This is a genomic window from Devosia indica (assembly GCF_003056405.1).
In the GTDB taxonomy this organism is placed as follows: Bacteria; Pseudomonadota; Alphaproteobacteria; order Rhizobiales; family Devosiaceae; genus Devosia; species Devosia indica.
Window position 1 is genome coordinate 36,786 of the sequence record NZ_PYVZ01000013.1, and the last position, 22,352, is coordinate 59,137.

The following is a 22,352-nucleotide window of genomic DNA, read 5'->3' on the forward strand; positions in this document are numbered from 1 at the left end:
GTTTCCAATGGGCTCCGGCACCAAGAACTATGCGCTCCCAAAGGCCCACGCAACCACCTGCGACATTGACGTCCGCCCGGTTCCGGTGCATTGACCGGGCTCCGTCTTCTTCCGACAAGATTTTGAAAGGCTGCCACCCAGTGTCGCCCGCCACTTTGCCCGCCCTTGACCCCGATTTCTTCGCGCCCGCGCAGACTGCGCGCGCATGGCCCTTCGAGGAAGCGCGCAAGCTGGTCAAACGGCTTGAAAAGTCGGGCAAGGGTGAAGCGCTGTTCGAGACCGGCTATGGTCCCTCGGGCCTTCCCCATATCGGCACCTTTGGCGAAGTGGCCCGCACCACCATGGTGCGCACGGCCTTTCGGCTGCTCACGCGCGACGAGATCCCCACCCGGCTCATCTGCTTTTCCGACGATCTCGATGGCATGCGCAAGATCCCCGAGACCGTCCCCTCCAGGGAGGCGATGGAGCCGCATCTGCAAAAGCCGCTGACTTCGGTACCGGACCCCTGGACCAACGAATTTGCCAGCTTCGGTGAGCACAATAACGCCATGCTGCGCCGGTTTCTGGACACTTTCGGCTTCGACTACGAATTCGCCAGTGCCACCGACTATTACAAGTCCGGAAAGTTCGACACCGTGCTGCTGCGCGCTGCCGAACGCTATGACGACATCATGAAGGTGATGTTGCCCACGCTCGGTGCCGAGCGCCAGGCAACTTATTCGCCCTTCCTGCCGATCTCGCCAATATCGGGCCGTGTGCTTTACGTGCCGATGAAGGAGGTCAACGCCAAGGACGGCACCATCACCTTCGCCGACGAGGACGGGCGCGATACCACCGTTCCGGTCACCGGCGGCCATGTGAAGCTGCAGTGGAAGCCCGATTTCGGCATGCGCTGGGCCGCGCTTGGCGTCGATTTCGAAATGTTCGGCAAGGATCACCAGACCAACCAGGTGATCTACGACAAGATCTGCTCGATCCTGGGAGGCACCCCGCCCGAGCACTATGTCTATGAGCTGTTCCTGGACGCCGAAGGCCAGAAGATCTCCAAGTCCAAGGGCAATGGCTTGACCATCGACGAGTGGCTGACCTATGCCCCGACCGAAAGCCTTGGGCTCTACATGTTCGGCAAGCCCCGCGTCGCCAAGCGCCTGCATTTCGACGTCATACCGCGCGCCGTGGACGAGTATTTCGCCCATGTCGCGTCCTACCAGAAGCAGGAGGCTGCCGCCCGCGTCGAGAACCCGGCCTTCCATGTCCACTATGGCAATGTGCCCAAGGTGGACATGCCGGTGACCTTTGGCCTGCTGCTCAACCTGGCGACGGCCTCGAACCCGGAAACCCCCGAAGTCATGTGGGGTTATATTTCGGCCTATGCGCCCGGTGTTTCGCCCAAGACGCATCCCCATCTCGATGCGCTGGTCGGCTATGCCATGCGCTATTTCCGCGATTTCGTGGAAAAGTCCTATCGCGCCCCGGATGATGTTGAACGGGCTGCACTCGAAGCGCTCTCGGCGTCTTTTGCTGAATTGCCGGCTGATGCCAGCAACGAAACCATCCAGAACGCGGCGCTCGACGTGGCGCGCAATATCGAGCGCTATCAGGATCACAGCAAAAAGAGCCCCACCGGCGGCCCCGGTGTCTCGGGCGATTTCTTCCAGATGCTCTATCAGGTTCTGATCGGTCAGGAACGCGGCCCACGCTTCGGCTCCTTTGCTGCGCTCTATGGCGTAGAGAACACGCGCAAGCTGATCGGCAAGGCATTGGCTGGCGAGCTGCTGGCAAACTGATCCGGCCGGTGGCGGGGATCACTCCCCCGCCACCGGTTCGTCTTCATAACTGAGAATATCGCCCGGCTGGCATCGCAGTTGTGCGCAGATTGCCGCCAGCGTTTCAAACCGCATGCCCTTGACCTTGCCCTGCTTGAGCAGGCTGAGATTGGCTTCGGTAATGCCGATCGCCTGCGCGAGGTCCTTGGACTTGACCCCACGCTGCGCCAGCATCACCGCCAGATTGACCTTGATTGGCATGGCTAGACGAACTGGCTGTTTTCTTCGGCCAGCAATGCAGCACGCTGCATGCTCCAGGTCGCAGCCAGGAACGCCCCGGCGAACAACACGAATAGCGCTGTGTCACTGCCGAACTGGAGCACGAGCTGGCGGCTGCCCGCTGGCGCATCCCATGTGAGGAAAAGGCTGAGCAGGGCGGTAATCAATGGCTTGATCAAGGCGCTGGTGCCCACGCCAATGGCGAAGTCGCGCAGACCGGAAATGGCCCGGGCCGAGAACACCTCGCCGCCCGCGAAGGCCATGAATGTCTGGCGCACCCGTAGAATGCCCCAGACCAGCAACCCCATTGGGATAAAGCCCAGAATCGCTGCGCCCACACGCTTGCCCAGGTCCAGCTCCGCATGGATTGGCAGACCCGGCACGGCGCTGCCCCACACGCCATCGGAAACCACGCCCATCCAGAATCCCACAAGCCCGATCGGCAGCAGCGCGGCAACAGCGCCCGCTATGATCGCCAATACATGAAAAAGCCGCTTCTCCTTTGGAGATGGCGGCACTGTAGGGTGCGTGGATAGGGTTTCCATCATCATCGGTCTCCAGTTTGTACAACCAGAAATGACAGAAAAATTACTGTTTGACAATAATAAATTATTGCAGCACGAAATGATGCCGTCCGCAAACGGAGATCGACACGATGACATGCAAACGACACATCCTGCTCGCAGCTGCACTGATACTGGCCATTTTGCCCTTGCCGGCTCAGGCTCAGCAGAGTTCGGGAAACATCACCATTGCCCAGGTGATGGATGCCATGGACAACGCGCCGCGCCACGATCACGCCCGGCAGGTTCTCACCGCCTACCTTTCGGGTATTGGAGAAACCACCGGTGTCTTGTTCAGGCAGGCGCGGGACAGCGGCCTGGCGCCCTCGGGCTGCGCAGGGTCGATGAGCCTGAGTTGGGATGGCGTCGCCAGCGCCCTCAGGGCCGGGGCCCCCGATGTCAGTGAATGGCAGACGACACCAGCGACACCGATCATCGTCGCCGACATGCTGGCACGGGCAGGGTGCGACTAGCCAAGTCCGCTCATGCGCCGAGCAGCTTCCTGAAAAACACCACGCGCTGGGTTTCTTCGAAGCCGAGCGCGTGGTGCATCTTGAGGCTGGCCATGTTGTCGGGCGCTGCGTCCGACCCCAGTTCGGAAACCCCCGAGGCCCGGGCCCAATCTTCCACCGCCGCCACCAATGCCTTGGCGACGCCGCGCCCCCGCGCTTCCGGCACCACGTAAATACCCTCGAGAAAAGCCACCGGCGTCGTCTGGCAGCCATTCACATAGTCGCGCCGCAGGCTGGCTTCGGCGAACCCAAGCGCATGTCCGCTCCCATCTCTGGCGATCAGATTGACTGTATCGCCAGCGTCGGCCAGCAACCGGTTGATATCATCGGCATGCGTGCCGCCATCACCGCCGCCCGGCCACAAGTCAGAGCGCATGGCGATCCAGTCTGGCGCATCGTCCGGCGCCGCAACGGCAATCTTCACTCGCGCCTCCTCGCCTGCATTGGTCCCATCACACCGGCCGGTAGACGTGATCGACGAAGCGCTTCCAGCCAGCCTTGTTGCGGCTTTCCACGGCCCACATGATAGCGTCTCCCGGTCCAGGCCAATAGACCTGCCGGGCACGGCCCATGTCCATATCGGCTTCAAAGCAGATGGCGTCCGGGGCGATCTCGGGCGCTGCGCTCAACCAGCCTTCGGACCGTTTGCCATCCGACGTGAACGACCAGAACCGCACGACGCCGTCCTTGTCGGCACCGAACAGGCATTTTTCCTGATAGGTCTTGCCTGCGCCCAGCGACCAGTCGGCAATCAGCTCGACATATTTGCCGCCAAGCACCTTGTCGAATGTCCTTGTGCAACTGAAGCGCTCCGCGCCAGCGCCGCCCTCATGGTGCCATTGGCCCAGCAGCGGGTTGAGAAAGCCCAGCTTGCCGCGGCCCGTAGTCCAGCGTGTTTCGCTCATCGGCGCACCTACTGGCTCGCCCAGATGATCCGGGCCATCCATTCGATATCGACGATGTCGAAGATGCGCGGCTCATAGGCCGGATTGACCGAATGCAGTTCGATTTGCCGCGCGCTCTGGCGATGGAGGATCTTGGCCATCACCTCCCCCTCTCGCGTCTTGACCACCACACGGTCGCCACGCCGCACCTGCTCGGTGGGGGACACCACGATCCTGTCGCCCTCGCGATACAGCGGCTCCATGCTGTCGCCGGAAATCTCCAGCGCATAAATGCCGTCCTCATCGGGCGTGGGCAGTGCCACCTCGTCCCAGCCATGCCCCGCCGGATGCCCCGCACTGTCGAAAAAGCCACCATGGCCGGCCTGCGCCAGACCCAGCAGTGGAATATTGCGCAGATCCGGCTCGGCAAACCCGCTCGGCATCGCCATATAGGCGCCGGTGCCGGAGAGGAAACTGTCAAAGCTCTCCCCGGTGGCTTCCAGGATCTTCGAAATGCTCTCGGTCGAGGGCCAGCGCTCACGCCCGTCCTTGCTCACCCGCTTGGAGACATTGAATGCCGTTGCGTCCAGCCCGGCCAGCTTCGCCAGCGCAGACACGGAAACACCCTGCCGGCGCGCCAGCGCGTCGATACCATCCCAGATGGCGCGGTGTGAAAGCATGGCAAGGAAATCAGTCTTATAACGGAAAACAATCCTATACTAGGCACGCGCATTCACCTTGTAAAGAGGGCGCGTCCGCATTACCCCGACATCCAGATCGCCCTGCCTCGAGGTGCCCATGCCGCATTCGCCTGACCTGATCTACAAGATTGCCACCCGCGCCAGCTTTGCCCAGGCCCGCGAGGCCGGCCACTATGCGGGCATGCTGATCGATGCAGCCGATGGCTACATGCATTTCTCCACCGCCGCGCAACTGTCCGAAACCCTGCGCCTGCATTTCAAAGGCGAGGCAGATCTGGTTCTGCTGGCCGTGCGCAGTGCTGATCTTGGCGAAAACCTGGTTTGGGAACCATCCCGCGGCGGGCAGCTCTTTCCCCACCTCTATGGCGGGCCGCTCGATCTCGCCAGTGTTGCCTGGGAAGCGTCCATCAGCGTCGATGCGAATGGAAACTGCGCGCTGCCGGAGGCCGTCCGATGATCTTTTCTGCATTCTCGCCGCTGCTGCGCAATGCCGGCCTTGCCAATCTGACGCGCGATGCGTTGCTGCGCATGGACCCCGAAACCGCACATGGTGCAACCATCACCGCGCTGCGCATGGGCTTTGCCCCGCAACAGGAACATGCCGATCCGCCCGAGTTGGCCACAACTCTATGCGGCATCGAGCTGAAAAATCCCGTCGGCATGGCGGCCGGCTTTGACAAGAACGCCGAAGTGCCGCGCCCCCTGGCGCTAATGGGCTTTGGCATGGTCGAGATCGGCACGGTGACGCCGCGCCCCCAGTCGGGCAATGCCAGGCCGCGCCTGTTCCGCGTCGGTGCCGCCGAGGGTGTCATCAACCGCATGGGTTTCAATAATGAAGGCCACGAGGCCGTTTTTGCGCGGCTCAAGGGGCTGCGCGTGCCCGGAGCACTCGGCGTCAATATCGGCGCCAACAAGGACAGCGAGGATTTTGTCGCCGACTATGTGCTGGGCGTGCAGCGCTTTGCCGATCTGGCTGATTACCTCACCGTCAACATTTCTTCACCCAATACGCCGGGGCTGAGAAACCTGCAGACTGACGAGGCCTTACGCCGCCTCTTGGGCGAAGTGCTTGCCGCCCGCGCCAAGGCAAAGACCCGCGTACCGGTGCTGCTCAAGATTGCGCCCGATCTTGACGAGGCCGGCATGGACGCCATTGCCCGGGTCATCCTCGACACCGATCTCGACGGGCTGATCGTTTCCAACACCACCATTTCCCGCGATCCCGTCGCAGGCATGGAACATGCCGAGGAAACCGGCGGCCTCTCCGGCAAGCCGCTCTTCGCCCTCTCGACCCAGCGCCTCGCCCAAATGCGCCAGCGCGTCGGGGCGCTGCCCATCGTCGGTGTCGGTGGCATTCATTCGCCGCAATCAGCGCTGGCCAAGCTCGAAGCGGGCGCCAATGCCATCCAGCTCTATTCGGCGCTGGTCTTTGGCGGCCTCGATCTGCTTGAGCGCATCAAGCGCGGCCTCGTCGCTGGTGTGCGCTCCGCTGGCAAGAAGAACATTGCCGAACTGGTGGGAACGCGGACGGACGAATGGAGCTCAGGCCGGGCTGAATAGCCCGGCTTTCTTGCGCTCCAGCGCCCACCAGTAAATCGCCCCGCGCGCCAGAAACCAGCTATGCATGGCGACCCACAGTCCCCAATTGCCCCAGTCGCGCAGCACCAGCGCCACACCGACAAACACCACCAGCGACGCAATCATGCCATTGCGCATCACCACATTCTGCGTCGTGCCGATCAGAATGCCGTCATAGACAAAAGCCGGCATGAAGCTGAGCGCACACAGGGCGGCCACCGGCAGGAAAGTCAGCGCCTGTGCCCGCACCTCTGCATTTGTGGTCATGAAATTGATGACCCACGGTCCGCCCAGATACCAGGCCGCGCCCAGTCCGAGCGCAATGACCAGCCCCCAGATCATCGATAGGCGATAGGCCTGGTCATAGGCGGGCCGCCAATTTGCCCCCACCGCCTTGCCGGTCAATTGCTCGGCAGCTTGCGCAATGCCATCAAGGAAAAAGCCGACCACCATCAACAGGTTCAACAATACGGCATTGGCCGCCAGGGATACTTCGCCCATGCGCGAGCCCTGCGCAGCAAACCAGGCATAGGCGCCCATCAGCGCCATGGAGCGGATCATCAGGTCCCGGCTGAGCCCGAACATGCGACCGATTGCGACTGTATCGCCCATCTCGCCCGGTGCAATGCGGGATAGTAGGCTCGCTATGCCGCCATAGTGCCGCACCAGAATGGCGAGGCCCATCAAGGCCGCCACTACCTGCCCCAGTACCGTGCCCATCGCCGCGCCGGCCACGCCCCAGCCCAGGCCATAGACGAACACGATGCTGCACACGATGTTGATGCCATGCAGCATCAACTGGAGCAGCATGCCGGTGCGTGCCGCCGCCCGGCCATAGAACCACCCCAACAGCGCATAGTTGACCAGCGAGAATGGCGCCGACCAGATCCGCACATGGTAATACTCCGCCAACGCATCGGCCACGCCCGGATCGGGCGCCAGCAGCGCCCCCGCAGCCCAGAGGATCGGCCCGGCCAATAGCAACAGGCCAACACCAATGCCCAACCCCAGGATCAGGGCCCGCGCCACGTGCAGCAGTCCGTCGCGTGGATCGCGTGCGCCCACCGATTGCGCCACCAGCCCCGCCGTGCCGATGCGCAGGAAATAGGCCATTGAGAACACGAAATCGAACACCAGAGCGCCCAGCACCAGCCCGCCCAGCAGCGCCGCATCGCCCAGGCGCCCGACGACGGTAATGTCCACTAACCCCACTACCGGTTCGGTGATGAAGGCAATCGAAGCAGGCAGGGCAATGGACCAGACGTCGCGGCTGCGCACGTCAAAGGGGAACTGCGGTCGGGTGGTCATCGGATGGACTCAGGGGAACGACACTCAGTTCATAGCATTCCGGCAGGCCAAGAAAAGCCCGACATGTTCCGACTTGCCTGGCAGCCCTACGCGCACCGCCTATCCACTCACTTCCAGCTCGAACACCACGTCGGCCCGCTCTCGCGAGCTTTCCACAAGGTCGTAATTGGGCAGGTCATTGCGCTCGATATGCGCCTTGTTGCGCTCGGCGGTAAACAGCCCTTCCTCGCCATGGCGCTTCATCAGCCGCTCGCGCACGGTGTCGCGCGACACATGGACGAACACGGCATAGTCCAGTTGCGCCTTCACCCCGGCCCACGGCCCCTGGGTCAGCAGCAGGTAATTGCCTTCCACCACCAGCACCTTCACATCCGGATCGACGGTAAAGGCGTCGTCCACCGTGTCTTCGATCTTCCGGCTGTAGCCCGGCCCGCGCACCACTTCGCGCGCATGTTTGAGATGATGCAGGAAACTGACAAACGCGGCCCCTTCGAAGGTATGCGGCGCGCCCTTGAATTCGGTCTGGCCCATGGCTTCGATCTTGGCATGCTTCATATGGAAGCCGTCCATCGGCACCAGCGCCGAACTGCCCGGCCTGACCGCATTGAGCATGGCGACGAGCTCGGCCGCCAGCGTCGATTTGCCCGTTCCGGGCCCGCCCGCGATGCCAATGGCGATGCGCTTGCCCTCGGCCTGGCTTTCCATTTCCAGCACATGCGGCATCAGCCGGGACAGCATTTCGGTCGGCGTGAGACGGATGGTTTCGGGCACGTCCGCTTCCTCCTTGGTATCCTCGGCTGCGATCATATAGGGTTTGAACTGATTTGCAGCAGGTGATCCTTGGCGCCGCACCTTCCACCGATCATCGATGACTGGTTCACCGCCCGGGGCTGGACCCCGCGTGCCCATCAGCGCGACGTGCTAGCCTCGCACCAGTCCGGCGCCAGTCAATTGCTCATCGCCCCGACTGGCGCCGGCAAGACACTGGCCGGCTTCCTGCCCACTCTGTCCGATCTCGTCGATGGCCGGTTCGAAGGGCTCCATACCCTCTATGTCTCGCCACTCAAGGCCCTGGCGGTCGATGTGCAGCGCAACCTGTCCACCCCAATCGCCGAAATGGGCCTGCCCATCCGCGTCGAAACCCGCACCGGCGACACTTCCGCCGCAAAGCGCGCGCGCCAGCGGGTCAAGCCACCCCAGGTGCTGCTGACCACGCCCGAGCAATTGGCCCTGCTGATCTCGCATCCCCATGCCGAATTGATGTTTGGCACGCTGCGCCGCGTCGTGCTCGACGAACTCCACGCGCTGGTCACCTCCAAGCGCGGCGAATTGCTGTCTCTCGGGCTGGCGCGGCTGGCCCGGCTGGCCCCGGACATGCGGATCACCGCGCTCTCGGCCACCATTGCCCAACCGGAGATGCTGCGTGACTGGATCGCCCGGCCGCTGCCGCAGCGCCGCACCGATCTCCTGCACATGGCCGGTGGTGCTCCGCCCGAACTGTCCATTCTCCAGACCCAGGAGCGCCTGCCCTGGGCCGGCCATTCCGCCGTCTATGCCCATCGTGAGCTTTACGAGACGATCCAGCGGCACAAGACCACGCTGCTCTTCGTCAATACCCGCTCACAGGCCGAAATGCTGTTCCAGGGTCTCTGGGACATCAATGACGAGATGCTGCCCATCGCCCTGCATCACGGCTCGCTCTCGGTCGAGCAACGTCGCAAGGTCGAAGCTGCCATGGCCTCGGGCAAGCTCAAGGCCGTGGTCTGCACCTCCACGCTCGATCTCGGCATCGACTGGGGTGATGTGGATCTCGTCGTGCAGGTCGGCGCGCCCAAGGGGTCCTCGCGCATGCTGCAGCGGATCGGCCGCGCCAATCACCGGCTTGATGATCCCTCGCGCGCCCTGCTGGTGCCCTCCAATCGTTTCGAAGTGCTCGAATGCGAAGCGGCGGTCGAAGCGGTGGCCGAAGGCCATCAGGATAGTGAAGACCCCATGTCTGGCGGTTATGACGTGCTGGCCCAGCACGTTCTGGGCATGGCTTGCGCCGAGCCTTTCCTGGCCGACGGCCTTTACGCCGAAGTCATCTGCGCCTGGCCTTATCGTGACCTCACCCGCGAAAAGTTCGACAAGGTCCTCGATTTCGTCGCCACCGGCGGCTATGCGCTGCGCGCCTATGAACGCTATGCGCGCCTCAAGCAGAACCCGGATGGCAAATGGCGCCTTTCCCATCCGCAGGTCGCTCAACAATATCGGCTCAATATCGGCACCATCATTGAAGAGCCCATGGTGCGTGTCCGCCTGGTCCGCGCCCGTGGTCAGAAGCAGGGCCGCACCACCGGCCCCATCGGCGCTGGCGGGCGCGTATTGGGCGAGATGGAGGAATACTTCTTCGGCACGCTCTCATTGGGCGATACCTTCATGTTCGGCGGTGAAATCGTCGCCTTCGAGGGCATGAAGGACAACGAGGCTTTCGTCTCCCGCGCCTTTTCCAAGGACCCGAAAATACCTTCCTATATGGGCGGCAAGTTCCCGCTCTCGACCTATCTGGCCGAGCGCGTGCGCCGCATTATGGATAGCCCCGGCGAGTGGCAGAAACTGCCTGATCAGGTCAGCGACTGGCTGCGCCTGCAGCGCGATCTCTCCGTCATGCCGCGCCGCGATAGCCTGCTGGTCGAAACCTTCCCGCGCGGCACCAATAATTTCCTGGTCTGCTACCCCTTCGAAGGCCGCCTCGCCCACCAGACCCTTGGCATGCTGCTGACGCGCCGGCTGGAACGCATGCGCGCCCGGCCATTAGGCTTCGTCGCCAGCGAATACGCCTTGGCCATCTGGGGGCTGGGCGATCTCTCTGCGCTCATCCGCACCGACCGGCTCTCCCTCGATGAGCTGTTTTCCGAGGATATGCTGGGTGATGACCTGGAAGCCTGGCTCGATGAATCGGCGCTGATGAAGCGGACCTTCCGGAACTGCGCCATCATTGCCGGGCTGATCGAGCGCCGTCATCCCGGCAAGGAAAAGACCGGGCGCCAGATCACCATGAGCTCGGACATCATCTACGACGTGCTCTACCAGCACGAACCCGACCATATCCTGATCGAGGCCACCCGCCGCGACGCCGCCCGCGGCCTGCTCGATATCGAACGATTGGGCCAGATGCTCGCCCGCATCCGCCACCACATCATCCACAAGCCGCTGCATCAGATCTCCCCGCTCGCCGTGCCCGTCATGCTCGATATCGGCAAGGAACCCATTTTCGGGGAAGCCCGGGAATCAGCTATGGCTGATGCAGCAGAAGAATTGTTGCGAGAGGCTACGGGGGAACACTGAGCCACTTCCCTTCTCCCCTCGTGGGAGAAGGTGCCCGAAGGGCGGATGAGGGGGCCTTCGTTTCGGACAGTGCAAAAACTATATGAACAACGCCGCTCACTCTCTCCCCATTCCGGAAACGCCTGTGCTTCGCTTTGCCGGCCACAATTTCGAGCCTCTGCCCTCTGGCGCGCTCTATTGGCGCGCCCGGCAAACCCTCCTGGTGGCCGATCTGCATTTTGAAAAAATGGCCAGCTTCGCCCGGCGCGGCCAGATGCTGCCGCCCTACGACACGGCGATGACCCTGACGCGTCTGGAAGCCGATCTGCGGCGCACCGGTGCCCGCGAACTGCTCTCACTGGGCGACAGTTTTCACCGCCCGGATTCCGCGTCTCTCCTCACCCCGGCCGATCGCATGCGGCTTGATGCCATCACCGAGTCTTTTGCCTGCACCTGGCTGTCCGGCAATCACGATCCGCTCCCCCACGTCATTGGCGGCACCTGCCTGCCCGCGCTTGAGCTGGACGGTCTGATCTTCTCTCACGAGCCCAGGAAAGGGCGAACGGGACTTGTTGCGGGCCATCTGCATCCGGCCGCCCGCATCGCCATCAATGGCCGCGCCACGCGAAAGCCCTGTTTCGTGCATGACAACCGCCTGCTGATCCTGCCCGCCTATGGCGCCTCCACCGGCGCCCTCAATATTCTCTCGCCCACCTTTGCCGGTCTGTTCCACTGGCCGGCCCTGGAAGTGGTCATGCTGGGCCGCGACCGCACCTATCCCGTGCCGGTCAAGCGCCTGGTGGGCGGCTAACGCCGGAACAGCACCCCGCCCAGCCAGCCGGTGAACAGCGCCAGGGCGACACAGGCCAGCCCATAGAGCAGCGGATATTGCGTGGCAGAGAGCGCCACGAAGCGCTCGAAATCGATCTTGCGCACCGCAAATCCGTCTGACTTGCGCGCGACAATTTCGCCATCCTTGAACACATAGGTCTGGGCGATGTAGGGCCCCGGCGGCGCATTGCTCGGCAGGGTCAATTGTGCCGAATAAAAGCTCTCCGAATGGAACAGCACGCCGTTCTCCTGCACGCCGAACAGGTCTTGCTCGCTCATCAGGCGGATCAGTTCATGCCCGAAGTTCAACGTCTGCCACCAGCCGGCCGGATTGGGCGAAATGGCATGGGACTCGGGCAGGATATAGTTGGTGGTCAGCGTGTTCACATCGGTAATGTCCCGCAGCCTGGTGCTGGCCAGCACGTGGAAATAGCTCGGAAAGCCCTTGAACTCGACCTGCTCGGTATTGAGCCAGACGCCGAAATTATTGGTCTTCTTGCGCGCCACCCGGTCCTGTGTCGGTCCGACAACGACCACCACGACGTGAAACGGGCCTTCGACGAATTTCTGCTCTGCACCCGCATCGGGGGCGATGGTGCCGAAAAAGGTCAGCCGCTCACCATCAAAGCTGGATGTGATCTGCACCGTTTCGGTCGAAACGCTCGAGAACAGGCGCTCCGCTCCCGCCGGCAGGACCATGCACACAATGGCGAAAACGGCGAGTGCAAACCGGATCATGGCGCCACACTCGTCACGGCCATGGAGAACACATCATCGGGCGTCAGCACAAGGGATAGCCCGAAGCGGATGGCAACGGCCAGCACCAGCAGCGCCAACAGCCCCCGCAATTGCTCCCCGCGCAGATGCATGCCGGCCGCAGCGCCGAACTGGGCCCCGGCCACCCCACCCACCATCAGGCAGAAGGCAAGCAAGATATCGACGCTCTGGCTCTGTACCGCATGCAGCACGGTTGTTGCAGCCATCATGGCCACCACCTGCGCCAGCGAGGTGCCAATCACCACCGAGCCGGGAACGCGCAGCAGATAGACCAGCGCCGGCACCATGATGAAGCCGCCGCCAATGCCCAGCAGCGACCCGACAAAGCCGATGAACAATCCGATCAGCAGTACCGGCAGCACGCTGATATAGAGCCGGCTTTTCTTGAAGCGCACACGCCAGGGCAAACCATGAATCCAATTGTGCTGATTGGCCTGACGCTCGCGCACCACCACGCCCTGGCGGCGCTTGAGCAGGGCGCGCACCGATTCTTGCAGCATCAGCACACCGACAAAGCCAAGCAGCACCAGGAAGCCCAGCGAGATGACGAGGTCGAGTTGGCCTGCTTCGCGCAACAGGTCGAAGGCCGCCACGCCGCCAAACGCGCCCACAATGCCCGAAAGTACCAGATACATCGCCAGATGCAGGTCAACGCCGCCACGCCGGTAGTGACTGAGCGCCCCCGAGGTCGATGCCGCGACCACCTGCCCGGTCACCGAGGCCACCGCCACCGCGGTCGGTACGCCCGAAAAGATCAGCAGCGGCGTCAGCAGAAACCCACCGCCCACTCCGAACAGACCAGACAAAAAGCCGACGGCCCCTCCGATCCCCACGAGAAAGAAGAGGTTCACGGAAAGCTCGGCTATTGGCAGATAGATCTGCAAGACCAGGGTCCCGTAATAGGTGTTACGGGCCATCCTACAGGACGGTCCGTCAACAAGTGGTAAGGCCCGGCGCGAACGGGCAAAAACATTATGGCCCGGGCTTACGTCCGGGCCATGACGCTGTCAAATGAAGAGACCGGATTAAACCGGCTGGCTGCCCAGAACGGCCAGCAGGCGCGGATTGATGGCGCCGCTCTCGCTCATGCCGGTGGCCCGCTCGAAGGCCCGGATCGCATCGCGCGTCTTTGGTCCGACCACGCCATCTGCCGTCCCGACGTCAAAGCCCAGCTTGCTCAGTGCCTGCTGCACCTTGGCGATCACCTCGCCGCTGCCAATGTCCTCGCCCGGATCGAACGTATCGCTCCAGGTGCCGATGGGTGCAAAATTGGCTGCCAGATCAACACTCTCGATCGTCCAGGCGTCCACTTCGGCGCCAATCCGGTTGACCGCCTCGGCCGTCAGGGACTTGGCGATATCCTCGCGGGCCTTGGCCGCATCCTGGTCGCCATTCAGCGCTGCCAGCGAGAACCACTTGTAGGACTGCTCGAAATCCTGCTCCACCCCCAGCCCGCGGGCATAGAGCATGCCCAGATTGAACTGGCTGTCGGTCATGCCGCGCGCGGCCGCCTGGGCAAACCATTCGGCAGCCAGCTCGAATTCCTGCTCGCCCATCGCGCCGCCGGCGTATAGCGCGGCCAGATTGTGCATGGCCATGCGATTGCCCGCTTCGGCACTGCGCTGATACCACAGGCGCGCCTGCTCGAGGTCCTTCTCGACGCCATTGCCCATCTCATAGAGATTGCCCAGCCGATACTGGGCGGGCACGAAACCCTGTGCCGCCGAGCGTTCGTACCAGAGCGCGGAAGCCTCCAAATCCTTCTCCACGGCCCGGCCTTCGCCCAGAATGGCCGCGACTTCAAACTGTGCCTTGGCATTGCCATTGGCGGCTGCCTGGCGCAGCTCCAGCGGTCCGATCCCCTCGGGGGGAAGGTCGAACGCCTCAACGGCAGCCTCGCTCGCCTCTGCGGCCGGGCCAATCGACCCGGTGAGCACTGGCGTGTCGTCCGTCGCTTCCGTCTCGGCAATCGAGATTCGTCCGCCATCAGCCAGCAGTGCGGGGGGCATCGGCGTGGTCGGCGCAATCTTGTTGTCGCGCGAAAAGCTCATTGGCTCGCCCGGATTGATTGAGCCGGTCGCGGTGGTATCGACCAGATCGATGACGCGGGGCGGTATCACACTCGACACATCCTCGGAGCTGTCCGAATTGGTCGCGGCCGGTTCGGCCGGTGTGGCGGCTGCAGCCGCAGGCGACGCCGCTTCGGACCCCATGCGCTGCATCACCAGGTTCAGCGTCAGCATCGAGACGGCCACCAGCGTTGCCGCCAGCAATAGCGGGCGGCGATGGCGTGTCAGGAAGCCGGGTTGCTTGTCCGCGTCGTCGGCCATTGGCACCGGCGCAACCGTCTTTTCTGCCGCTGGCTTTTTCCGGCGCTTGGGACGTTCGGTTTGGGCCTTGGGCTGCGGTTCGACGGAAACGGCTGGTGTTGCGGTCTCGGCCACGGGCGGCGCATCTTCAGCAGGAGCGGCCTCCCGGCGCGACCGAACCCGGGCCAGCGCGCGCCCGATAATGGAATTGCTGCTGGCGGCAGGCTGCACTTCTTCCTGCTTCGCGCGCTGCGCCCTTCGCGCCGCGGCAACGAAGGTGCTGGTATTGGAGGCAACCACCCGCGCTTCTTCCGCCGCAGGGTCAGCCGGGCGAGCCGGTGGTGCAAAAGGATCAGCATCGAGCTCGGCAAAGCTCGAACGAGGCCGCGGTGGCCGTTCGGCGCGGTTGGGGTCAAACGTGGGGGGCTCGGCGCGCGGCTTTGGCGCCTCTGCCGACAGGGCGGGCGCAGCGGCCCGGCTGGCTTCCTGGCTGAGGGCCGTGCGCACAGGCGCCTTGTCGCCAAATCCCTTGTCGAATAGCGGCTTCTCGTCCGCCGGATTGTCTGGCATGGCGTCGCCTCGGGCGCCCGTCAGACCGGCCAGGATGGAGTCGAGCTTTCCATTGTCTGGTTCAAGCGTACTCAGCGCCTGCTCGAACTGATTGTCAGGCGCTTTGGGCTGCGGCTTGGGAGCAGCGCTGGCGCGTGCCGGCTCTGGTACCGGGGCAGGGGCCGTATCGGTCTTGCCGGCCAGCACTGCCTCCAGCTTGGCGAGGCGTTCGGCGGTTTCCTTGCCTGCCGTGTTGAGCAGCGCCGCCATGCGCTTTTCCAGCGCATCCATATTGTCCGCAGCGGCGGCCGGTGCCTTGCTCATGGCTTCAGTAGCGCGTGCCGCGACCAGTTCGGCCAATTGCTCGTAATCGGGTGTCTTTCCCGCCGTCTTGATCAGCCCGGTAATCCGGTCCTCAATACTTTTCAGGCTGTCCGGACCGAACATGGCCACCGGCGCCGGTGCCTTGCGGCTCACCGCGTCGCTGGTGCGCTCCGCCACCATGGTCGCCAGCGATTCAAAATCGGGACGTTCGCCCGCATCCTGCTGCCGGGCCAGGGCATCGAGCTGCGCGCCGGCATCGTCCATGCGGCTCATCAGCAGCTTGAGCTGGTCTTCCACCGCCTTGGTGTCCACCGGCACCATACGATCGCTCAGAAGCTCTATCTTGTCTTCGAGCCGGGCAAAGCGGGGTTCCATGCCACTCAGCACGGCCTCGCGCAGGGCCGTCATGTCCGCTCTGAGCGCGTCCACCTGCGCATTGCCCGCGTCGATCCCGTCCAGCCGAGCCACAACCGCGTCGAGCCGGCTGGCCAGGGCGTCGGGATTGTCGCCCTTGGTCTGCATCGCCTGGGTAAAGGCCGCCATTTCGCTGGTCAGTTTTTCAAAGTCCGTTGAGGACAGCGACACCGTCTGCTCGATCGCATCGATCCGGTCATAGACATTGCGCACCCCGTCTTCGATGGAGCGCATCGCCGGTGCCAGCACGTCGGCGGGGTCGGTCTGGGCATTGCGGCGCTGGTCGCGGGCAATTTCCCGTTCCATCTGCTGGGCCTGCAGTTCGGCCAGCTTGCCCACCGTGGTGGACACATCGTCCAGCCGGGCATTGAGAATGGAAAGATCGTTGCGCGGACCTTCCTCGATCATTGCGCCCAGCGCGGCGATCTGTGCTTCGAGCCGCTTGACCTGGCCCGTTTCGCCAACGGCGCCCGCCAGCAATTCGACCACCTGGGTCAATTGCTCGACCTGCCCCGCCACCTCACGCACATGGCTCGAGCTCGAGCGCTGCGTCTTGAGTTCGCCTTCAAGCCGCTCAAGCCGCTGGCTCATACCGCCGACCAGCGTGCCCAGTTCGCGCAACTCCGGCATCTCGCTGGTGCGGCGCACCGGCGCCGGACTAGGCGCAATGCCCTGGCGGCCGCGGATTTCCGCAATGGCTGCCGTCAACTCGTCCGGCATGTCGGGTTCGGCCATGGCCATGTCACGGTCGGTGAACCGGTCTACGGCCCGCTTGACCGTGCGCAACGCCTCGCGGTGCCGTGTATTGGTTTCCGAGCCGGTTACCTGATTGCGCAGGTTCCGGACCCGCTGAGCCAGCGCGCTGGCGGGCGGTTCGGGCTGCTCGTCCTCAACCTGCCCATAATGGCTCTCGACCTTGTCGAGCAGGGCGACCAGCTCTCCGCGCAAAGCCTGCCACTCGCCCGCATTGGGGTCGCGAGCCTGGTCGGCAAAATCTGACAGAGTGTGGGCGCGCGGCATGACAGGTCCTTCGTCACAATAGACGGACCCCTCGCGATTCAACACGAAGGTATAACGCTCACTCTTGAGAAAACATGGTAAAGAACCCGTTAAGCATTGTCGCAATATGCAAGGGCAAGTGCCGGTAATCCGTGCGATTCAGGCATAATCAACAAGTCCAGGGTTAGGTTCTGCTCCATGACGCGCCGCCGCATCATCATCGTCGACGATCACCCCCTGTTCAGGGCGGCCCTGCGCCAGACCCTGGCCGGCGGAGACGCCACGGTGAGCGTGGAAGAGGCCGGCGATCTGTCGAGCCTGAGCACGGCGCTCGACGCCGATCGCGATTGCGACCTGGTGCTGCTCGACCTCAACATGCCCGGCGTCCGCGGTTTTTCCGGGCTGTTGCTGCTGCGTGCGCAATATCCCGATATTCCGGTCATGATTATTTCTGCGGTCGAGGACGCCACCGTCGTGCGGCGCGCCTTTGAACTTGGCGCTGCCGGCTATCTGCACAAATCCGAGGGGCCGACCGAGATTCGCCGCGCCATCGAGACCGTGCTTTCCGGCGAAGTCTTCGTGCCCTCCGGCACCACCCTGGGGGGTGAAGATGAACAGACCGCATTGATGAAGCGGCTGGCGACCCTGACCCCGCAGCAGGTGCGTGTCTTGATGATGCTCAGCGATGGGTTGATGAACAAGCAGATCGCCTATGAGCTTTCCATATCGGAAGCCACGGTCAAGGCACACGTCTCGGCCATCCTGCAAAAGCTCGATGTCGACAGCCGCACCCAGGCGGTGATCGCCGCTGCGCGGATCGAGGATGGTCAGTTCGAAGCCCTGTTTTCCACCGGCGCAGACAAGGCCTGATCCATGAAACCCGAAATTTCCATCATCACCATTGGCGTCGACGATCTCGAACGTGCTTTCGCCTTCTACCGCGCCCTGTTCGATATTTCCGACGAACAGATCGGTGCGGGCGAAGACCATGTCGCCTTCTTCTTCGACGACAAGTTTTCCTTCGTGCTGTTCCCGCGCGAACAGATCGCCCAGACAGCCGGCAAGCCCGAAAGCCTCGATGGCACCCCCGGCTTCGTGCTCTCGCACCGCGCCGAAAGCCCCGAGGCGGTCGACGAAATTCTTGAGCGCGTGCTGGTCGCGGGCGGGGCGGTCATCACCCCCGGCACCCAGTCCGAATGGGGCTATTCCGCCTATTTCGAGGACAGCGAAGGCAATGTCTGGGAACTGATGGCGACCCCCGTGCAGAACTGAGGGGGCGCCTAAAAGCCGCCGCCGGTCTTGAACCCGCCCTGCTTGCGTGAGCCTGACGAGCCCGTCCGGGGCCGCGAGAATCCACCACCGGAAGAACCGCCGCCCCAGCCGCCGCCGAAGCCGCCGCCGAAGCCGCCGCTCATCCCGCCCTTGGACTTGCCCTTGCGGCTGCCAGTGCCACCAAAGCTGCCGTCAGGCCATTGGAAACCGCCGCCACTGGGCGGCCAGGGACTGGAGGTGTTCGAGCGCTGCGAACTGCGCGTGCTCTTGTAGCCTGCGCCCCATTCGCTGCCCGGCGCCCAGTTCTGGCTCTTGCGCCACTGATCCCAATAGCTGGCGGCCGAAATGCCGCCGCGCAGGAAGTCGTTGAGCAGGTCGCCCACCAGCCGGTCTTCCTTGAAGCTCGAACCGGGATCGTCGAAGCGCTGCTTCTTGAACTCCCACTGGATGTCTTCCAGCTCCCGGCGGCGCGCGGCCAGGGTCTTGAGCCGCTCGCGCTGTTCGCGGCTTTCCTCTTCTTCCTCGCGCAGCCGTGCCCGCGCTTCGTCGATCTGCGCGACCAGCGTGTCGTCCTGGCCGGTGCGGGTCTGACGCGCCTCGGCCAATAGGGTCTGGATATCTTCCCGGCCCAGTGCCGCCGCCAGCTCGGCCGCCGCGCCCTCGAACGCCGGGTCCTTGCCCTCGGCCAGGATTTGCAGCGCTTCGGCGGCTGCATCGCGTTCGTCTTCGAGACGCGCAATTTCGGCGTCCAGCGTTTCGATGCTTTGCTGCCCCAGCGCAATGGCCTGGCGCAGCGGCTTGCCGCCCGCAGCATCCACCGCTGCCACTTCCAGCGCCGCCAGCTCGGCCTCCGCCGCGCTCACATTGGCCTCCTGCCGCTCGGCATGTTCGCGCAGCCGCAGCGGAATCTCGTTGAGCATGGCGTAGTTCGGCCGCGCTTTGGCAAAGCCGATCAGGTTCGCCACCAGGCTGTCCAGATAGCGGATCAGGTTGCTGGCCTTGTAGGTCGAGGTGCCATAGCCGGCATCCCAGAGGTACATGAACAGCGGATCCTCGCGATAGGGCCGCCCCTTTTCCTCGCGATCGGTCTCGGCCTGTTCGGTCTTGCGCAGCGATTGCTCGGCAATCCGGTCCAGCTCTTCGGTTTCCGCCCGCTTGGCGGCATAGACCGGGTCGGCGGCAAGCTTGCCGGCCTGCGCCGTGGTCAATGCCTTGAGCTGCGCCTGCTGCTCCTCGAGCAGCGCAATCGCGGAGGCCCGCTTGTCGGTCAGCTCGGCGCGGCTGGCATCCAATGCGCTGATGGCCTTTTCCGCCTTGCTGACATCTTTTGAATGCGCCTTGAGCGTGTCGCGCGCCCGCGCTTCGGCTGCTGAAATGCGTCCGTCCAGTTCCGACTGCACGGCAGGCTCGAGCCGCAGCCGGGCAAGCTGGCGAAACAGTTCGGCCTCATGCTCGCGGATCTTGCTCGCCCGCTCGGCGGCGCGCGAGACGCGCTTGGAGAGTTCGTCTTCTTCCCGGCGGATGTCGCGCATGGCCTCTTCAAGGCTGGCCAGGGCCTGGGGTCCGCGAATGCTCATTGGCCTACCACCTGGTCACCGCGCCGCCCAGCACCGGCACGGCATATTCAACGTCGAGGAAACCATCGGATTTTCGGCCCATGATGTTGGATTGAATGATGCCGTCATCCCGCTTGTCGGCGGCCACCGAGTCATAAACGCTTTCGGACACGCGCACGCCCCAGATATCGACCTCTTCGGTTTCGCCGCTCTCCTCATTGAGAATGGGCAGGGTCAGCGCATTGCCGTCGGGGTCCAGCGCTTCGACCACCACATAGTAATTGGTCGCCTCGGTATTGATCTCGGGGAAGGTCCAGAAGCCGGACTGCACGCCCTCGCGATTGACGACCCGCAGCACATATTCGAGCCGCAACTGGTCGCGCAGCGCCACGAGGCGCGCAACCGCGTCTTCGGCGCCCGCACGATCCCCTTCGGCCGCAAATGCCTTGCCCCGCTCAACCAGGGCCTCGGCTTCGGTCACCGCCTGCTGCACCTTGGTCTCTTCGTAGATGGTCTGGTAGAGCGCATCCATCTCGGCCGGCAGGCCCTCGCTCAGCTCCAGCCGCGCCTGCTCCGCCTGGCCACGCTGGTAAGGTTGCCAGACGCCGAAATAACCGACCCCCAGCACCACGAGCGCGATCAGCCCGGCCATCACCGGCCGGCCCCATTGCTTGCGTCCCACATAAAGCCGCGCCAGCGTGGTGCCCAGACCCGGGGCAGGGGGATCATAGGTGAACCGGCTTTCGGCCAGCGCCGAAACCCCTTCCTTCAGGATATGGTCGGGGACCTCGATGCCCTGCTGGTGATAGACCGCGCGCAGCCTCTCGATAAGCTGCTGCTCGCGGGTCACCCCGTCGAGTTCCCGCGCCACAAGATTTTGCTGGTGACGAAGCGTGTCGACCACGTCCATCGCCAGCATGACCTCGTCGAGCGGAGCAGAGGGTTTCGCCGTCGCCTTACTCATGCAGTGCCTTACTCAATGCAATGCCTTTGCCAGTGGCCTCGTCGCCTCAGCCCTTGGTGTCGAGCAACAGGGCATTGCCCTCGGCCGCCAGCGTCGCCAGGCGCCGCTTACCATCCTCCACCGCGTCGCGGATCTCTGCCGAATTCTTGGTCGAGGCCACCCGCATTTCATTGATGATGCCGCGGCTCTTCTCCTGGAAGTTGACCACGCTGTCGACCAGCTTCTTGACCGCATCGGCGCGCACGGTCGGGCCATATCCAGCTTTGATCGCTTCTTCCTGCACCTTGTCGCCGATTTCGGAGAGGGTCTCGAGCGACTTGCTCATGCCCTCCTTCATCGCGTTCAGCGTTTCGGTCGATTCATGCAGGCCGAACATGCCGGTGAACGAGGCCGACAAGGCCGTCAGCACGGTTTCGTTCGTCGAGAAGAACGAGATCGACTGCTGATAGACCCGCTCCTTGGCATTGGTGGTCTGCATCAGCCGCGCCATCACCACTTCCGAGGTATTGTAGGAAATGGTCAGATTGTCCGAGAGGTCCTTGGCGATCTGGTAGCGCTTTTCCTCGTTCTGCATTTCGCGCAACCGCTCGTCGCGGGCCATTTCCAGCCGAGCCCGGTCGGCCGGGACGTCACCGGCATAGGCAGCCAGCTCGTCGGCGGCCTTTTGCAGAATGTCCTTCTTTTCCTTGAGCCGCGCCTCGGCGGTCTGCAGCACTTCGAGCGCCATCACTTCGGACTGTTTCAGCGCACCGCGGAAGTCGCGATAAGCCTCGAGAATGGTGTGCTCGCGGTCAATCTGGTCCTTGGTGTCGGCAGTGACCTCGAGATAGGTGTCCCGGATCTTGTTGAAGCGAGTGGCGATATCGCCCCGGCTCACCTTCATCCACACATTCGAGGCGCGCTCGAACAAATCGATCTTGTTGTCTTCGAGCTGGTCGACCATCCCCTTTGCATCGTCGCGGATGGAATCGAAGCCCTTGGTGATGTCCTCATAGCGCTCGCCGATCTTCATGGCGGCCACCTGCTCGCGCACCACTTCATTAAAGGCGCTGGCCTGGCTCAATGTCCGGCCGATCAGGATCACGCGGGTTTCGTCCAGTTCGGTAATCTGCGCCAGAAGACCGGTGATCGGCGCTTCGGCCTGCTGCTCGGGCCAGATCCCAAGGTCGCGAATGGCATTGACCGCCTTGTCCAGATACTGCAACGGCTTTTCTGTCATCACCGACATGTTCGGTGCGCTGGCAGTGGTGGCTGTGGTCACTTGGTCGGTCATCCCTGGCTCCCTCTGGACATATTGCCGGGCTGGCGAAGCGGCGGCCCGCACTAGATTGCGTCTGCAGGGCCGCCTGACAATTGCAACTGCGCGGCCCGGCAACTATTTAGTCCATATTGGTGCGAAAAAGCCGCACGTAAAGACTTGGGGGAACACCATGGCTGCAAAGCACGACAGTTTCGTCTCC

General features: G+C 63.4%; 21 protein-coding genes. 8 read left to right on the plus strand and 13 right to left on the minus strand.

Going from position 1 to position 22,352, the window contains the following annotated elements; translation table 11 throughout:
• Positions 1-140: 140 nt before the first annotated feature.
• Positions 141-1,787, plus strand: coding sequence for a lysine--tRNA ligase (locus DDE76_RS13205; RefSeq protein ID WP_245891912.1), 1,647 nt, complete (start codon positions 141-143; stop codon positions 1,785-1,787).
• A gap of 18 nt (positions 1,788-1,805) precedes the next feature.
• Here DDE76_RS13205 and DDE76_RS13210 read toward each other — a convergent pair whose 3' ends face one another.
• The gene (locus DDE76_RS13210; RefSeq protein ID WP_104892136.1) at positions 1,806-2,027 is read right to left on the minus strand and encodes a helix-turn-helix domain-containing protein; all 222 of its coding nucleotides are present in this window, start codon (positions 2,025-2,027) and stop codon (positions 1,806-1,808) included.
• Between the two features lie 2 nt (positions 2,028-2,029).
• Positions 2,030-2,524: a DUF2975 domain-containing protein gene (locus DDE76_RS13215; RefSeq protein WP_104892135.1), complete on the minus strand. Its 495-nt coding sequence runs from the start codon at positions 2,522-2,524 to the stop codon at positions 2,030-2,032.
• Positions 2,525-2,700: 176 nt separating this feature from the next.
• Here DDE76_RS13215 and DDE76_RS13220 point away from each other — a divergent pair, with 176 nt between their 5' ends.
• Positions 2,701-3,081 (plus strand): chlorophyllide reductase, encoded by a 381-nt coding sequence (locus DDE76_RS13220; RefSeq protein ID WP_104892134.1) that lies wholly within the window; start codon positions 2,701-2,703, stop codon positions 3,079-3,081.
• Between the two features lie 10 nt (positions 3,082-3,091).
• Here DDE76_RS13220 and aac(6') read toward each other — a convergent pair whose 3' ends face one another.
• Genes aac(6') through DDE76_RS13235 form a run of 3 tightly spaced genes read right to left on the minus strand, consistent with a single transcriptional unit; the run spans position 3,092 to position 4,684 of the window.
• Entirely contained in the window at positions 3,092-3,544 is a 453-nt protein-coding gene (gene aac(6') / locus DDE76_RS13225; protein ID WP_245891914.1) for an aminoglycoside 6'-N-acetyltransferase, read from the minus strand.
• A gap of 28 nt (positions 3,545-3,572) precedes the next feature.
• Positions 3,573-4,025, minus strand: a complete 453-nt coding sequence (locus DDE76_RS13230; RefSeq protein ID WP_157955797.1) for a hypothetical protein — start codon at positions 4,023-4,025, stop codon at positions 3,573-3,575.
• 8 nt (positions 4,026-4,033) lie between these two features.
• Positions 4,034-4,684: a S24 family peptidase gene (locus tag DDE76_RS13235; protein ID WP_104892132.1), complete on the minus strand. Its 651-nt coding sequence runs from the start codon at positions 4,682-4,684 to the stop codon at positions 4,034-4,036.
• A gap of 118 nt (positions 4,685-4,802) precedes the next feature.
• On the opposite strand from DDE76_RS13235, the gene DDE76_RS13240 reads away from it, so the two are divergent.
• Both DDE76_RS13240 and DDE76_RS13245 read left to right on the plus strand, forming a co-directional pair.
• On the plus strand, positions 4,803-5,162 hold the full coding sequence (locus DDE76_RS13240) for a DUF952 domain-containing protein (RefSeq protein ID WP_104892131.1): 360 nt from the start codon (positions 4,803-4,805) through the stop codon (positions 5,160-5,162).
• A complete protein-coding gene (locus tag DDE76_RS13245; RefSeq protein WP_104892130.1) occupies positions 5,159-6,265 on the plus strand; it encodes a quinone-dependent dihydroorotate dehydrogenase in 1,107 nt (368 codons plus the stop codon). The genes DDE76_RS13240 and DDE76_RS13245 overlap by 4 nt, the downstream gene beginning before the upstream one ends.
• Here DDE76_RS13245 and DDE76_RS13250 read toward each other — a convergent pair.
• Entirely contained in the window at positions 6,248-7,591 is a 1,344-nt protein-coding gene (locus DDE76_RS13250; protein ID WP_104892129.1) for an MATE family efflux transporter, read from the minus strand. The genes DDE76_RS13245 and DDE76_RS13250 overlap by 18 nt on opposite strands.
• Positions 7,592-7,690: 99 nt before the next feature.
• On the minus strand, positions 7,691-8,362 hold the full coding sequence (locus DDE76_RS13255; RefSeq protein ID WP_157955798.1) for a nucleoside/nucleotide kinase family protein: 672 nt from the start codon (positions 8,360-8,362) through the stop codon (positions 7,691-7,693).
• Positions 8,363-8,431: 69 nt separating this feature from the next.
• Here DDE76_RS13255 and DDE76_RS13260 point away from each other — a divergent pair, with 69 nt between their 5' ends.
• Both DDE76_RS13260 and pdeM read left to right on the plus strand, forming a co-directional pair.
• Entirely contained in the window at positions 8,432-10,918 is a 2,487-nt protein-coding gene (locus DDE76_RS13260; RefSeq protein WP_104892127.1) for a ligase-associated DNA damage response DEXH box helicase, read from the plus strand.
• Between the two features lie 82 nt (positions 10,919-11,000).
• Positions 11,001-11,708, plus strand: a complete 708-nt coding sequence (gene pdeM / locus DDE76_RS13265; protein ID WP_104892126.1) for a ligase-associated DNA damage response endonuclease PdeM — start codon at positions 11,001-11,003, stop codon at positions 11,706-11,708.
• On the opposite strand, the gene DDE76_RS13270 is transcribed toward pdeM, so the two are convergent.
• The 3 genes from DDE76_RS13270 to DDE76_RS13280 form a co-directional block, all read right to left on the minus strand.
• Positions 11,705-12,466, minus strand: coding sequence for a TIGR02186 family protein (locus DDE76_RS13270; protein WP_104892125.1), 762 nt, complete (start codon positions 12,464-12,466; stop codon positions 11,705-11,707). The genes pdeM and DDE76_RS13270 overlap by 4 nt on opposite strands.
• Positions 12,463-13,389, minus strand: coding sequence for a sulfite exporter TauE/SafE family protein (locus tag DDE76_RS13275; RefSeq protein ID WP_104894755.1), 927 nt, complete (start codon positions 13,387-13,389; stop codon positions 12,463-12,465). The genes DDE76_RS13270 and DDE76_RS13275 overlap by 4 nt, the downstream gene beginning before the upstream one ends.
• Positions 13,390-13,530: 141 nt before the next feature.
• Complete coding sequence (locus DDE76_RS13280; protein ID WP_104892124.1) at positions 13,531-17,121, minus strand: peptidoglycan-binding protein; 3,591 nt, start codon at positions 17,119-17,121, stop codon at positions 13,531-13,533.
• 177 nt (positions 17,122-17,298) lie between these two features.
• On the opposite strand from DDE76_RS13280, the gene DDE76_RS13285 reads away from it, so the two are divergent.
• Together DDE76_RS13285 and DDE76_RS13290 are read left to right on the plus strand one after the other, a co-directional pair.
• A complete protein-coding gene (locus DDE76_RS13285; protein WP_104892123.1) occupies positions 17,299-17,970 on the plus strand; it encodes a response regulator in 672 nt (223 codons plus the stop codon).
• A gap of 3 nt (positions 17,971-17,973) precedes the next feature.
• Positions 17,974-18,372: a VOC family protein gene (locus DDE76_RS13290; protein WP_104892122.1), complete on the plus strand. Its 399-nt coding sequence runs from the start codon at positions 17,974-17,976 to the stop codon at positions 18,370-18,372.
• An 8-nt stretch (positions 18,373-18,380) separates the two neighbouring features.
• On the opposite strand, the gene DDE76_RS13295 is transcribed toward DDE76_RS13290, so the two are convergent.
• From DDE76_RS13295 to DDE76_RS13305, 3 genes are read right to left on the minus strand one after another with little or no spacing between them, the layout of a single operon-like run.
• The gene (locus DDE76_RS13295) at positions 18,381-19,949 is read right to left on the minus strand and encodes a coiled-coil domain-containing protein (RefSeq protein WP_104892121.1); all 1,569 of its coding nucleotides are present in this window, start codon (positions 19,947-19,949) and stop codon (positions 18,381-18,383) included.
• Positions 19,950-19,953: 4 nt separating this feature from the next.
• Positions 19,954-20,892 carry a DUF6384 family protein gene (locus tag DDE76_RS13300; protein WP_104892120.1) on the minus strand — a complete coding sequence of 313 codons (939 nt, stop codon included), beginning with the start codon at positions 20,890-20,892 and terminating at the stop codon, positions 19,954-19,956.
• Positions 20,893-20,938: 46 nt separating this feature from the next.
• On the minus strand, positions 20,939-22,165 hold the full coding sequence (locus tag DDE76_RS13305; RefSeq protein WP_425430633.1) for a cell surface protein: 1,227 nt from the start codon (positions 22,163-22,165) through the stop codon (positions 20,939-20,941).
• Between the last annotated feature and the right edge of the window lie 187 nt (positions 22,166-22,352).